A 12,280-nucleotide genomic window follows, 5' to 3' on the forward strand; every position below is an offset into this window, starting at 1 on the left:
TCTAGCGCTCCCTGGACGCTGCCAAATCAGGCGCCATTGTAGGCGTTTCGGCAGCCCCGTCACGGCGGAACAGCACGTAGAGCGCCGGCAGCACCAGCAGCGTCAGCACGGTTGAGGAGATGATACCGCCGATCACCACAGTCGCGAGCGGCCGCTGCACCTCGGCGCCGGCCCCGGTAGCAAGGGCCATCGGCACGAAGCCGAGGGACGCGACCAGCGCCGTCATCAGCACCGGACGCAGGCGTGTCAGCGCGCCCTCGCGCACCGCGTCGGCAACGGGCTGGCCCTCGCTGCGCAGCCGCTCGATGAAGGCGATGATGACGAGCCCGTTGAGCACGGCGACGCCCGACAGCGCGATGAAGCCGACGCCGGCGCTGATGGACAGTGGGATGCCGCGCAGCAGCAGCGCCATGACGCCGCCGGTCAGCGCCAGCGGCACGCCGGAGAACACGAGGGCCGCATCCGCCGCCGATCCCATGCCCATGAACAGCAGCAGGAACACCAGCAGCAGCGCCACCGGCACCACGAGCGTCAGCCGCTTAGTGGCGGAGACCAGTTGCTCGAACTGTCCGCCCCAGCCGATCCAGTAGCCCGGTGGCAGCTTGACCTTCTCCGCGACGGCGTTCTGGGCCTCGGCGACAAAGGAGCGCAGATCGCGCCCGCGAACGTTGGCCATAACCACCACGCGACGCTTGCCGTTCTCGCGGCTGATCTGGTTGGGTCCCGGTGCGATCTCGATCGCCGCGACGGAGGACAGCGGGACGTAGCGCAACGCCGCGTTTCCGCCCGGCCATGCGGTTTTGGTGACGGCCGGTACATCCTCGCCCGGCGGCAGCGGGATCGGCAGCGACTTGATCGTGTCAGGGTCGGCACGCAGGCTTTCGGGCAGCCGCACCACGATGTCGAAGCGGCGATCGCCCTCGAACAGCTTTCCGACCGGCTTGCCGCCGATCGCGATCTCGACCACGTTCTGCACCTCGCTGAGGCTGAGGCCGTAGCGTGACAGCGCCTGGCGGTCGAGCCTGACGGTGAGGATCGGCAGGCCCGCAATCTGCTCGGTCTTGACGTCGGCCGCGCCCTCGATGGCGTGGACGACGCCGTTGACCTGCTGGGCGATGCCGGCAAGCACGTCGAGATCGTCGCCGAAGATCTTCACGCCGACGTCGCTGCGGATGCCGGCAATGAGCTCGTTGAAGCGCATCTGGATCGGCTGGGTCATGCCATAGGCCGTGCCGGGCAGGGTGTTGGCGGTGCGTTCGAGCTCGGCGATCACCTCGTCCTTGGGCTTGTCCGGGTCGGGCCATTCGTCGCGTGGCTTGAGCGTGACATAGGTGTCGGTCATATTCGGCGGCATCGGATCGTTGGCGATCTCGGCGGTACCAATCTTGGAGAAGATGGTCGCGACCTCCGGTACCCGCTTGATCGCCATTTCCAGCCGCAGCTGCATGCCGACGCTCTGGGTCAGGCTGGTGCCGGGAATCCGGATGGTTTCGATGGTAATGTCGCCTTCGTCGAGGCTCGGGATGAATTCGCCTCCCATGCGCGTCGCGGCGAAGACGCTGCCGGCAACGATCAGCATGGCGCCAAAGGCGACCATGCCACGGTAGCGGATGGCGCGGTCGAGCAGCGGCACATAGAACCGCTTGGCCGCTCTCATGAAGATGTTCTCCTTCTCCGAGACCTTGCCGGTGACGAAGATCGCAACCGCGGCCGGGACGAAGGTGATCGACAACAGCGCCGCGCCGGCGAGGGCCATCAGCACGGTCAGCGCCATCGGCGTGAACATCTTGCCCTCGGTCCCCGTCAGGGTCAGGACCGGCAGGTAGACCACGGCGATGATCATCGTGCCGAACAGGCTCGGCTTGATGACCTCGCTGCTGCCGGCGCGGATTGTCTCCATCCTCTCCTCGAGCGACAGCAGCCGGCCGCGCCTGTGCTGCTCGGCAGCGAGCAACCGCAGACAGTTCTCCACGATGATGACCGCGCCGTCGACGATGATGCCGAAGTCGATCGCGCCGAGGCTCATCAGATTCGCGCTGACCTTGCTCTCGACCATGCCTGTGATCGTGAACAGCATGGAAAGGGGAATGACACAGGCGGTGATCAGCGCGGCGCGGATGTTGCCGAGGATCAGGAAAAGCACAGCGATCACCAGCGCCGCGCCCTCGACGAGATTCTTCTCGACGGTCTGGATGGTGGCTTCCACCAGATGCGTGCGGTCATAGACGGCGCGCGCGATCACGCCGTCAGGGAGCGATTTCGCGATCTCCGTGAGCCGGGCCTTCACGCGCTGGGCCACCGTGCGGCTGTTTTCGCCGATCAGCAGCATGGCGGTGCCGAGCACGGTTTCGCTGCCGTTTGCGGTTGCTGCGCCCGAACGCAGGTCCTGGCCCTCTTGGACGTCGGCGACGTCGCGGATACGCACCGGGACGCCGCCGCGCGAACCGATCACGATGTCGCGGATCTCCGCGATATTGGCGACCTGGCCCGGGGCGCGGACGAGATATTGCTCGCCGTTGCGCTCGATATAGCCGGCACCGACATTGGCGTTGTTGGCGGCCAGCGCCGTCATGATGTCGCGAAAGCCGAGTTTGTAGGCCATCAGCCGGCCGGGGATCGGCAGCACGTGGAACTGCCGCTCATAACCGCCGATCGAGTTGACCTCGATCACGCCGGGAATGGTGCGCAGTTGCGGCTTGATGATCCAGTCCTGGATGGTGCGCAGCTCCGTCGGCGTGAACTCGGCACCGGTCTGTGACTTCGCGCCGGCCTTGGCTTCGACGGAGTAGACATAGATCTCGCCAAGGCCGGTCGAGATCGGGCCCATCGCGACCTCGGTTCCGGCCGGAAGCTGGTCCTTCGCCTGCTGGATACGCTCGTTGACGAGCTGCCGCGCGAAGTAGATGTCGGTGCCGTCCTGGAATACGACGGTGACCTGGCTCAGGCCATAGCGTGAGATCGACCGGGTGTATTCGAGCTTGGGCAGCCCGCCCATCACGGTCTCGATCGGGAAGGTGATGCGCTGCTCGGATTCGAGCGGCGAGAGGCCCGGGGCACGGGTGTTGATCTGGACCTGCACGTTGGTGACGTCGGGGACCGCGTCGATCGGCAGGCGGGTGAAGTTCCAGGCGCCGAAGCCGCCGGCCGCGAGCGCGAACAGCAGGACCAGCCAGCGCTGCTGCAGCGAGACCGCGATGAGACGCTCAATCATGTTCGGCCTCGCCCTTGCCCATCTCCGCCTTCACGACGAAGCTGTTTTCCGCGACGTAATGCTCGCCGGCCGATAGACCGGCCCTGATCTCGACATGGCGCGGATCGGAATCGCCAAGCTCCACCGGACGCGCCTCGATCTTGTCGCCATCCTCGCGGACGAACACGATGGTCCGGTTCTCCAGGGTCTGGATCGCGCTTCGGCGCACGGCGACCGCGACGTTGCGTGCGGCGAGGATCAGCCGTGCCGTGACGAACAGGCCGGGACGCAAGCGTCCGTCCGGATTTGCCAGCACCACGCGCGCCAGCGCGGTCTGGGTCTCGCTCGAGCCGATCGGGGCCATGTAGGAGATGGTGCCCTTGATCTCGCCGCGGCCGTCGTCTGGATCGATCAGCACCTCGTCGTTGAGGCGGACGCGCCGCAGGTCCTGACGGTAGATCGACAGGTCGACCCAGATGGTGGAGAGGTCGGCGACCACGAAGGCCGGCTTCTGCTCGGAGGCGTATTCGCCGAGCGAGATCTGCCGCTCGATGATGGTGCCGGCAATCGGCGCCTTGAGCTCGTAGACGGTGAGGCTCTGGTTGCTCTCGATCGCGGCGAGCAGATCGTCCTTGCCGACCTTGTCGCCGATGCGCTTCTGGATCGATTTGGCGACGCCGGGAAAACGCGGCGTCACCTGCACCACGGCTTCCTGGTTGGCGCGCAGGATGCCGTTGAAGGCGAGCGTGTCGGTCAGCGTGACGCTCGCGGCTTCCGCCAGCGTCACGCCTGCGGCTGCAAGCTTGACGTCGGAGATGCGGATCCGGTCGGCGCCGTGCTCGTCCTGTTCGACATGGTCGTTCGGCTTCTCCGGCCTCTTGTCCGCGGCGTGTTCGGCATGCTCGACCCTTGTTGGGGCCAGCAGGGAATAGCAGTAAGCGCCAAGTGCGGCGGCAAACAATGCGACGAGGATGGTGGAGGACGTCTTCATCGTGCGCTCTCCCGCGCCAGCGTGAAGGGATTGCCGACGAGGCCTTCGATGGTCGCCACCCCCGCGTGGAAATTCTGCAACGCCTCCTGCTCGCGCAGCCGCGCCTGGGTGACGCTGGCCTGCGCATCGAGCACTTCGAGCAGGCTGAAGCGGCCCTGGCCGTAGCCTTGCGCGATGGCGTCCGACGCTTCGGTAGCCTTGGGAATGGCGCTCTCGCGCAGCACCGCGAGCTCGCGCAGCGAGCCCTGCAGCGAGTCGTAGGCGCGGCCGGCGACCACAATCAGCGTGTTGCGGTTGGCCTCGCGCTCGGCCTTGGTCTTGGCAAGGCTTTCCTGCGCCGAGAGGATATTGCCCTGGTTCTGGTCGAACACGGGGATCGGCACCGAGACGGTGAGGCGCGCCGCGTCGTCATTGGTCTCGTTGAAATGGCGCCAGCCGGCGGCGATCCGCACGTCGGGATAGGGCCGCAGCCGCGCCAGCAACAGCTCGGCGTTGCGCTGGGCATAGATCGCGGTCCAGCGCACCAGCTGCGGATTGGCATCGATCGCGGCGACGACCGACTGGAATGTCGGCGGCCGTCCCATGGTGTCGAGCCGTCCGGAGACCTCGCCGAATTTCGGTGCCGCGTCGCCCATCAGGACCGCAAGCTCGCGCCGGGCGCTGGCCAGCGTCGCCTTGAAGCGCTCGCGGTCGGCCTTCACCAAGGCGGATGCCACTTCCGCACGGCCGGTCTCGGCCGGCGAGGAGGCGCCGGCCTCGACGCGTCGGCGCAAAAGCGGCGTCAGCCGGTCAATGGCGGTGATCTGCTCGTCGAGGATCTGGATGCGCCGCTGTGCGCCGAGCACGCTGAGGAAGGCGATCGCGGTCTCCGACAGCACCTCCAGCCTGACGGCCTTGCGCTGAATCGCGGCGACCTCGATGCCGGCGACACCCGCGGCAATCCGCGCGTCGCGCTTGCCGAACAGCTCGAAGGCCTGGCTGATCTGCAGCGTGGTCTCGGCCGATCGCGTGCCGCGATAGATGCCGGACCCGAACGAATTGTCCTGTTCGTAGGTCAGCTCCGGATTGAGAAGCGCACCTGCCTGGATGCGCTGGCCCGTGGCGATGCCGACATCGCGCTCCGCCGCGGTCAGCCGCGGGCTCGTGGCCAGCGCGCGCGAGAGCGCGCTCCGCATCGTCAGAGTCTGGGCGTGAGACGGCGCAAGCGCCAATCCGACAATCAGACACGCTGCCGCGCACGCCAGGCGCGCGGCCATTCCCCTGCAAAACATGAAACCGACCTGTGAAGGATGAACCTCATGGGCGCGGAGCGCCCGACCAATCCGTTCAGGCCATCTGTTTGGGAGGCGGGGAGTCGGTATCGGGAATAATGCCGGAGAGCCGGGTTGCGCGTTGCGGGCGCGATGCAGACACGAGCCCGATCGATGCGGCCGGTGGCGCCGGCTGCGCCACCGTCACCGAGAAGCAGCCATGGCAATGATGCCCGCCGATGGCCTTGTGGTCGTTGTGATCTCCCGGGCCGTCAAGGACGGCGCTGATCTCCGAGCCGCCACCGGGCGTGGTGACGTCGATGTCGTGCAGGCCATGCAGCGCTCCCGCGAGCAGGTAGACAACCGCGATCAGCACAGACAGCAGCCCGCGCCAGTTGCGCGGCGGGCATGATCCTGAGGGCCGGCGGTTCGCGAGCACGATTTCACTCTGGTTGCGGTCTGTGTCCGGCCTAGCATGGGGGTGGGAACAGTGTCGACCCGCAACATTGTTACGTCCCCTGGAACAATTGCCGCAGCGGTTGCGAAGACGACAGCGCTTCTCATTGGCGCGTGATCAAGCTCAACTGGGCATCGGCTGACGTTCCGCTTGCTGCGTTCGGCACATCGCCGGCTTCGACCGTCACGACGGCGCGACAGCGGGCTTCCATGGCCCGTTCCAGCCATTTGATGGCTTCATCAATCCACTGGTCGTGGTGCTCGGGATCGGCGATCGCCTTTTCCCGGAATGCATCTGCCTGATGAAGGCACGCGGTTCTGCGATCCACGCCGCTCTCCCGATCCGGAGGTTCCGCCCCGATCGCATCCTTGATGATCGGAGAGCCGGCGTCGTTAACATAGGACAGGAACCGCCGCCCAAAAAGAAAGCCCCAGCCGGGACTGACCGGCTGGGGCTTTCGTGCTCACAAACTTCATCCTTGGGACTTGGACAGCTAATCCGCATCGCGCCGGTTCGTTCCCGCGGGCTCGGTCCAGTTTGGAACGTTCTTTCTTCGTTGTGATTAGCGACGAGGAGAAATCGAGGAGGACGGACTATGGACGGATTGATTTATCTCATCGGCTTGATCGTCGTCGTCATGGCGATCCTGTCGTTCTTCGGCCTGCGCTGAGAGAGCGGCGATGACGATGGAAACTCTCATACGGGAAGACATCATCGAAGGCGGCGGCGTCGCTGCCGATGACCGGCGCACCATCCAGTGGAGCTCGGTCATCGCAGGCGCTTTGGCTGCCGGCGCAATGTCGTTCATCTTGGTCGGCTTTGGAGTCGCCGTCGGCCTGGGCGTCAGTTCAGCCTCGCCGACATGGCGCGATGCATCGGCGGCGCTGGCTTTGCTGTCGGGGCTGTATCTGATCATCCAGGCGATTATCAGCTTCGGCTTCGGCGGTTATGTCGCCGGCCGGACAACGCGACCAGCCCCGACGATCACAACGATCGAAGACGACGGCGAACGGCGGGACGGGCTGCATGGCCTGATGTCCTGGGCGCTTGCCGTGCTGCTTGGTGCCGCTCTGCTCGCGATACTCGGCGCAGCTGCGATTGATCGTTCGCCGATGCGCAGTTCGGCGAGCAATACCTCCGCCGCCGAGCCTCTGTTGAGCTACGAGCTGGACAAGCTGTTTCGCGCGCCGCGGCGGCCCCCTAACACCGACCTCAGGGAAGCCCGCGCCGAAGCAGGACGCATCTTGATGACGTCATCGAGCCACAGCGGCATCAGCACCGATGATCGGACCTATTTGGTGCAGCAAGTGGCCGCGCTGACGGGACTCGCCGCTCCCGACTCGGAACGACGGGTCGACGCGCTGATCGCGGATTCAAGGACGGCGATCAATCGGGCGCGGCGTAATTCCATCATCGTCGCCTTCTCCGTTGCCGCAGCAACCCTGATCGGCGCTGCCGTGGCCTGGGCTGCGGCGGTGGCCGGCGGGCGGCACCGCGATGGAGAGCCGTTGCCGAACTGGATGGCAAGCTCGAACCGCTTCCATCGCTCTCCGCGCGCGATGCCGGTGCCCTGACGTGCAGGACGATGGCCGGGAGCGATCCCGGCCATGTTGCCTTTGACGAGAGGCGCTAGGCCTTCTCCTCCCAGATCATGGCGAGGTGGACGATCGTTTGCACCGCCTTCTCCATGTCCTGCCGGCTTACCCATTCGAGCCGGGAGTGAAACGCGTGCTCGCCGGCGAAGATGTTGGGGCAGGGCAGGCCCATGAAGGAGAGGCGCGAGCCATCGGTGCCGCCGCGGATCGCGGTGCGCATCGGGCGCAGGCCGGCGCGGCGGATCGCTTCGATGGCGTATTCGAGAATGTGCGGGTGACGATCGATCACCTGCTTCATGTTGCGGTACTGCTCCCGCACCTCGAATGTGTAGGTCGAGCGCGGAAAATCCTTCATCACGTTCTTGACGGTGTTCTCGAGCAGGATCTCCTTCTCCTTCAGCCCTTCCTCGGTGAAGTCGCGCACGATGAAGGAGAGCGTCGCCTGCTCCAGCGCGCCCTCGATGCCGATCGGATGCAGAAAGCCCTGCTTGCCTGATGTCGTCTCGGGCGAGCAGCCTTCGCGGGGCAGGCGCTCGACGATGGCGGCGGCGATCTTGATCGCATGCTCCATCTTGCCCTTGGCATAGCCGGGATGGGCGCTGACGCCGTTGATGGTGATGGTGGCGCCGTCCGCCGAGAAGGTCTCGTCCTCCACGCTGCCCGCGCTCTCGCCGTCCATGGTGTAGCCGAACTCGGCGCCGAGCTTCTTGATGTCGACATTGTCGACGCCGCGGCCGATCTCCTCGTCGGGCGTGAACAGGATCTTGATGGTGCCGTGCTTCACGTCCGGGTTGTTGATGAAGAAATGCGCGGCATCCATGATCTCGGCCACGCCCGCCTTGTTGTCGGCGCCGAGCAGGGTGGTGCCGTCGGTGGTGATGATGTCGTTGCCGATCTGGTTCTTCAGCGCCGGATGCTCGGCGAAGCGGATCACCTGGCTGGTGTCGCCCGGCAGCGTGATGTCGCCGCCGCGATAGTTCTTCACGACCTGCGGCTTGACGTTCTTGCCGGTAACGTCGGGCGAAGTGTCCATGTGCGAGCAGAAGCAGATCACCGGCACCTTCTTCGTCGTGTTTGCCGGGATCGTTCCGTAGACGTAGCCGTAATCGTCGAGATGCGCGTCCTCGACGCCCATCTGCCTGAGCTCGGCGGCGAGCACACGGCCGAGATCTTTCTGCTTATCGGTCGAGGGCGAGCTCGGGGATTCCGGATCGGACTGGGTGTCGATGGTGACGTAGCGCAGGAAGCGCTCGGTCACGGTATGCGAAAAGGTGAGGGAGGACATTTCTGGTCAAACCGCCGGGTCAGGGGAGAGGGGCGGTATACCAGAAAAGCAGGGCGCGGTGAGGCCGGAGGACGCTGATCAGGCTTAACGAAACGTGAGGGGTCAGATCGCCTCTTTCAGTTCCTTGACCGGGCGGAAGGCGACCTTCTTGCTGGCCTTGATGTGGATGGGCTCGCCGGTGGCGGGATTGCGGCCGGTGCGGGCGGCGCGCTTGCGAACCTGGAGGATTCCAAGCCCGACGATCCGGACGCGGTCGCCCTTCTTCAGGTGCTTGGTGATCAGGTCGACCATGTCGGTCAGAACGGCCTCAGCGCGCTTCTTCGACAGGTCTTGGCTCTCCGCAATGTCGGCAGCGAGGTGCTTGAGCGTGATGGTGGCGGGAGCGGCAGCCTTCTTCGCCATATCTGGCCTCCTCGATGCTTGCCGGTGGTCGGGTGACGATCCCTGAACCGCCAAGTTCCGGAGGCGTAGACGATTCGGGACCGGACTGACTACGCCGCCGGCATGAGCGCGGGCCACGTCCGTGCGCGCCCTCGACGGAAATCCGCCCCGTTCAGGCTGTGGACGCAACATCCTTGACTTCAACAGGTCCGGCCTTTAAGTCCCCCCTCGTTCCGCAGACATTTGCGTGTCACGCGGGAGTAGCTCAGTTGGTTAGAGCGCCGGCCTGTCACGCCGGAGGTCGCGGGTTCGAGCCCCGTCTCTCGCGCCATTTTTGGCAATCCTTTCATACCCTTACCTTCAAATCCTGATCTCGCTTCGATCCCGGGTCGCTCGCGCCCCCGACTTCCGCATGCTTTGTTGTCTTCGACCCGCGCAAAATTCCCTCGCCCGCGCGACGGTCGCCAGACGCTCGAGTTGATCGCGCCGTTGATCACATGGTACCGCTCAATCCGGGATTGTTCGGATCGAGTTGATGCAGGCAGCCGATTTCAGCGCGACGTTGCAGAATCTGTTCGCGAAGGGCGTGCGCTACGGGACCGTCATCGATCTGGGCTGCGCCGACGGGCACTTCGTGCTCAACCATCAGTCGTGCCTCAGCGGCGCGGTGCCACTGAACGTCGACGCTAACAGGATCTACGAGGACTCCCTCAAGGCGATCAAGGAGGTGCTTGGCGGGCACTATCGCATTGCGCCATCACCGACCACGAGGGCGAGATCGAGATCATGGAATCCGTGCATCCTTACTGGTCATCGCTGCGTCCCGCGGGCGACGTCTACTGGTCGCGGGTCAACGACCTCACCACCAGCAAGCTGAAAGTACCGGCGACGACGCTTGATGCGCGGGTCGAAGAGCTGTCGCTCAAGCCGCCGTTCCTGCTCAAGCTCGACGTGCAGGGCGCCGAACAGGCCGCGCTGACGGGCGCGCGCGACGTGCTCGAGAATTGCAGCGTGGTCGTCTGCGAGACCGACGTTGACGACTTCCAGGACATCAACGCGATGCTGCTGGCCGCAGGTTTCTTCCTCTACGATTTGACGACGCTGCAGCGCCTGCGCGACGGAACGCTCGGCTGGTTCTACCCGGTCTATGTCAGCGGCAAGCTCGCCCATCTGAAGCCGCAGGCGTTCTGGGACGCCGGCGACAATGCTGCCGTGATCGGCGTGCAGGAGAGACGCGCCGCAAGATGATCCTGGAGCAGAACAGGAAGGCCCTGAACCGGCTGCGTTATGGGCAGAGCGGTGTCGGCCGCAATGATCCTTGTCCCTGCGGTTCAGGCGAGAAATCCAAGCACTGCTGGGGCAGCTATTGACCCGCTTCATGTTGGCTCACTCGCTCGTCGCCTGAATCAGAAAGGCCGCCCGAAGGCGGCCATTTGGTATCAAACCGGACCTTTTTCGTCCTCAGCGGATCTCTGACGTCCCGGCGCTGGTGACCACGACCGGCTTGCCGGCCTTGATCACGTGGGCGGATTGGGCGGTCTGGCTGTAATCGGCATTGGTGCGAGCTGCGATCCCGAAGCCGGCCACCGTGATTCCGGCTACCAGCGCCACCACCACGATCTTGAGGTGGGTCGCACGATCAGCAGAGTGAATGGAGTGGTTCATCTGAGCCCCCCGACGGGCTTTGCCGCCGTCTATGGCTCCTCTTGTAAGGACCGTCTGTTTCCGGATGGTTTCGCGGGTTCCGCAAAATGGTTTCATCTCCCCGCGAGCGGGTTTCGCCCGGGAGGCGTCCGGGGCCGGCGTCAGGCTGCGGCCCGGCCGATATCGTTCCGGATCGTGCGGGCCGCCCAGACGAACAGGAGCGCCCCCAGCGTGGTCGTGACCGCCGCCGAAAGCAGGGAATAGCGCACCGCGTCGGCGCCGTAAGCGCCCTTCAGGGCGTCGTTGACCATGCCCACGGCGAGCGGACCGACGCCCTGGCCGAAGCAGGTGGCGGTGAGCGCGATCAGGGCGGAGGCCAGCGCCCGCATGCTCGGCTTCGCCACCGTCTGCGCGATCGCGAAGATCGGCCCGAGATGGAAGCCGACCAGGAACGAGGTCAGCGCCAGCATGGCCACCATCATCGCAAAGTCCTGCGTCAGCATGCACAGCGCGAACACCGGGCCGGCAAGGCCCGAGGTGATGGCGGGCGCCCACAGCTTCCAGCGGTCGTCGCGGCGGCTGATCTGCGCCACCACGAAGCCGCCGAGCAGGGTGCCGGCCATGCCGGCGAGCCCTTTGAAGGTGCCGGCGTAGGTGCCGATCTCGGCGCTCGACAGATGGTGCACGCGCGCGAGGAACGGCGGGATCCAGGCCGCGGTCGCGTAGTTCGTGTAAGTGGTGAGGCAGAAGCCGATCAGCACGATGATGAAGCTCTGCTGCGAGGCCAGGAAACGCAGCGTCGGCCCGAGCGGCTCAGGCACGAAATTCTCCTGCATGGCGCCGCGCTTCGGCTCGGAGATCGTCAGCCACAGGATAATAGCGAGCAGGATGCCGGGGAGGCCCGCGACGTAGAACGCCATCCGCCAGCCATAGTGCTGGTTGACGTAGCCGCCGACGAAATAACCGAGGAAGACGCCGAGATAGGTGCCGACGGCGTAGATGCCGAGCGCGCGCGGACGCTCGTTCTTGGCGAAGAGGTCGGCGACGATGGATTGCGAGGCGGGCGAGCCTGCGGATTCGCCGATGCCGACGCCGATCCTTGCCAGCGCCAGCGACGTGACGCTCGAAGCAGCGCCGCACAACGCCGTCATCGCGCTCCAGAACGCAAAGGCGACGGCGACGATGTTGCGCCGGTTGAGCCGGTCGGCGACGCGCGCGATGGGAATGCCGAGCAGGGAATAGAACAGGGCGAAGCCGAAGCCCGCGAGCAGGCCCATCATGGTGTCGCTGAGCTGGAACTCCTTCTTGATAGGCTCGATCAGCACGTTGAAGATCGTGCGGTCGAGGAAGTTCAGCGCGTAGATGATCGTGAGCAGGCCCAGCACGTAATAGCGCCGCGCCGGGGGTTTTGCCGTCGCGGCCGTTTGCACCGACATTTGTGACGTCACATCGACCATCGCTTCCCCCAATTAGTCTTTGTTATCGTT

General features: G+C 65.3%; 13 protein-coding genes and 1 tRNA gene. 4 read left to right on the forward strand and 10 right to left on the reverse strand.

The annotated features are described in order from the left end of the window. Nucleotide 1: 1 nt before the first annotated feature. The 5 genes from IVB40_RS16685 to IVB40_RS16705 all read right to left on the reverse strand — a co-directional run bounded on the left by IVB40_RS16685 (nt 2) and on the right by IVB40_RS16705 (nt 6,216). Nucleotides 2–3,211 carry a CusA/CzcA family heavy metal efflux RND transporter gene (locus IVB40_RS16685; protein WP_247819347.1) on the reverse strand — a complete coding sequence of 1,070 codons (3,210 nt, stop codon included), beginning with the start codon at nt 3,209–3,211 and terminating at the stop codon, nt 2–4. Next, the gene (ihpB, locus tag IVB40_RS16690; protein WP_247819348.1) at nt 3,204–4,181 is read right to left on the reverse strand and encodes a divalent metal ion exporter adaptor subunit IhpB; all 978 of its coding nucleotides are present in this window, start codon (nt 4,179–4,181) and stop codon (nt 3,204–3,206) included. Before ihpB ends, IVB40_RS16685 begins: the two co-directional genes overlap by 8 nt. Then, nucleotides 4,178–5,452 carry a divalent metal ion exporter subunit IhpA gene (ihpA, locus tag IVB40_RS16695; RefSeq protein ID WP_247289453.1) on the reverse strand — a complete coding sequence of 425 codons (1,275 nt, stop codon included), beginning with the start codon at nt 5,450–5,452 and terminating at the stop codon, nt 4,178–4,180. Before ihpA ends, ihpB begins: the two co-directional genes overlap by 4 nt. 55 nt (nt 5,453–5,507) lie before the next feature. Continuing rightward, on the reverse strand, nt 5,508–5,870 hold the full coding sequence (locus IVB40_RS16700; RefSeq protein ID WP_247819349.1) for a hypothetical protein: 363 nt from the start codon (nt 5,868–5,870) through the stop codon (nt 5,508–5,510). 121 nt (nt 5,871–5,991) lie between these two features. After that, nucleotides 5,992–6,216, reverse strand: coding sequence for a hypothetical protein (locus IVB40_RS16705; RefSeq protein ID WP_247819350.1), 225 nt, complete (start codon nt 6,214–6,216; stop codon nt 5,992–5,994). 352 nt (nt 6,217–6,568) lie between these two features. On the opposite strand from IVB40_RS16705, the gene IVB40_RS16710 reads away from it, so the two are divergent. Beyond that, complete coding sequence (locus IVB40_RS16710) at nt 6,569–7,462, forward strand: hypothetical protein (RefSeq protein WP_247819351.1); 894 nt, start codon at nt 6,569–6,571, stop codon at nt 7,460–7,462. Between the two features lie 55 nt (nt 7,463–7,517). Here the strand turns inward: IVB40_RS16710 and pepT are convergent, their stop codons facing one another. Together pepT and IVB40_RS35765 are read right to left on the reverse strand one after the other, a co-directional pair. Next, nucleotides 7,518–8,768 carry a peptidase T gene (pepT, locus tag IVB40_RS16715; protein ID WP_247819352.1) on the reverse strand — a complete coding sequence of 417 codons (1,251 nt, stop codon included), beginning with the start codon at nt 8,766–8,768 and terminating at the stop codon, nt 7,518–7,520. Nucleotides 8,769–8,870: 102 nt separating this feature from the next. Continuing rightward, nucleotides 8,871–9,341 carry an HU family DNA-binding protein gene (locus tag IVB40_RS35765; RefSeq protein ID WP_256465240.1) on the reverse strand — a complete coding sequence of 157 codons (471 nt, stop codon included), beginning with the start codon at nt 9,339–9,341 and terminating at the stop codon, nt 8,871–8,873. A 62-nt stretch (nt 9,342–9,403) separates the two neighbouring features. On the opposite strand from IVB40_RS35765, the gene IVB40_RS16725 reads away from it, so the two are divergent. Then, nucleotides 9,404–9,480 (forward strand) — tRNA-Asp (locus tag IVB40_RS16725). Between the two features lie 162 nt (nt 9,481–9,642). On the opposite strand, the gene IVB40_RS16730 is transcribed toward IVB40_RS16725, so the two are convergent. Beyond that, nucleotides 9,643–9,795 (reverse strand): hypothetical protein, encoded by a 153-nt coding sequence (locus tag IVB40_RS16730; RefSeq protein ID WP_247819353.1) that lies wholly within the window; start codon nt 9,793–9,795, stop codon nt 9,643–9,645. A gap of 140 nt (nt 9,796–9,935) precedes the next feature. Here IVB40_RS16730 and IVB40_RS16735 point away from each other — a divergent pair, with 140 nt between their 5' ends. Both IVB40_RS16735 and IVB40_RS16740 read left to right on the forward strand, forming a co-directional pair. Further along, a complete protein-coding gene (locus tag IVB40_RS16735; RefSeq protein WP_247819354.1) occupies nt 9,936–10,397 on the forward strand; it encodes an FkbM family methyltransferase in 462 nt (153 codons plus the stop codon). Continuing rightward, nucleotides 10,394–10,519, forward strand: coding sequence for an SEC-C metal-binding domain-containing protein (locus IVB40_RS16740; RefSeq protein WP_247819355.1), 126 nt, complete (start codon nt 10,394–10,396; stop codon nt 10,517–10,519). Before IVB40_RS16735 ends, IVB40_RS16740 begins: the two co-directional genes overlap by 4 nt. A 91-nt stretch (nt 10,520–10,610) precedes the next feature. Here IVB40_RS16740 and IVB40_RS16745 read toward each other — a convergent pair whose 3' ends face one another. Together IVB40_RS16745 and IVB40_RS16750 are read right to left on the reverse strand one after the other, a co-directional pair. Continuing rightward, nucleotides 10,611–10,814, reverse strand: coding sequence for a hypothetical protein (locus tag IVB40_RS16745; protein WP_026232877.1), 204 nt, complete (start codon nt 10,812–10,814; stop codon nt 10,611–10,613). Between the two features lie 140 nt (nt 10,815–10,954). Next, nucleotides 10,955–12,250: an MFS transporter gene (locus tag IVB40_RS16750; RefSeq protein ID WP_346283294.1), complete on the reverse strand. Its 1,296-nt coding sequence runs from the start codon at nt 12,248–12,250 to the stop codon at nt 10,955–10,957. Nucleotides 12,251–12,280: the final 30 nt, after the last annotated feature.

Origin of the sequence: Bradyrhizobium sp. 40 (assembly GCF_023100925.1) — a bacterium.
Lineage (GTDB): Bacteria > Pseudomonadota > Alphaproteobacteria > Rhizobiales > Xanthobacteraceae > Bradyrhizobium.

Bases quoted from the DNA above. Each gene is read 5' to 3' on its own strand.
- IVB40_RS16730 (WP_247819353.1), bottom strand. From the start codon at position 9,795: ATGGTTGAGCACGAAGTGCCCGTCGGCGCAGCCCAGATCGATGACGGT.
- IVB40_RS16745 (WP_026232877.1), bottom strand. From the start codon at position 10,814: ATGAACCACTCCATTCACTCTGCTGATCGTGCGACCCACCTCAAGATC.
- ihpA (WP_247289453.1), bottom strand. From the start codon at position 5,452: ATGTTTTGCAGGGGAATGGCCGCGCGCCTGGCGTGCGCGGCAGCGTGT.
- IVB40_RS16740 (WP_247819355.1), top strand. From the start codon at position 10,394: ATGATCCTGGAGCAGAACAGGAAGGCCCTGAACCGGCTGCGTTATGGG.
- IVB40_RS16735 (WP_247819354.1), top strand. From the start codon at position 9,936: ATGGAATCCGTGCATCCTTACTGGTCATCGCTGCGTCCCGCGGGCGAC.
- pepT (WP_247819352.1), bottom strand. From the start codon at position 8,768: ATGTCCTCCCTCACCTTTTCGCATACCGTGACCGAGCGCTTCCTGCGC.
- IVB40_RS35765 (WP_256465240.1), bottom strand. From the start codon at position 9,341: ATGTTGCGTCCACAGCCTGAACGGGGCGGATTTCCGTCGAGGGCGCGC.
- IVB40_RS16710 (WP_247819351.1), top strand. From the start codon at position 6,569: ATGACGATGGAAACTCTCATACGGGAAGACATCATCGAAGGCGGCGGC.
- IVB40_RS16685 (WP_247819347.1), bottom strand. From the start codon at position 3,211: ATGATTGAGCGTCTCATCGCGGTCTCGCTGCAGCAGCGCTGGCTGGTC.
- IVB40_RS16750 (WP_346283294.1), bottom strand. From the start codon at position 12,250: ATGGTCGATGTGACGTCACAAATGTCGGTGCAAACGGCCGCGACGGCA.
- ihpB (WP_247819348.1), bottom strand. From the start codon at position 4,181: ATGAAGACGTCCTCCACCATCCTCGTCGCATTGTTTGCCGCCGCACTT.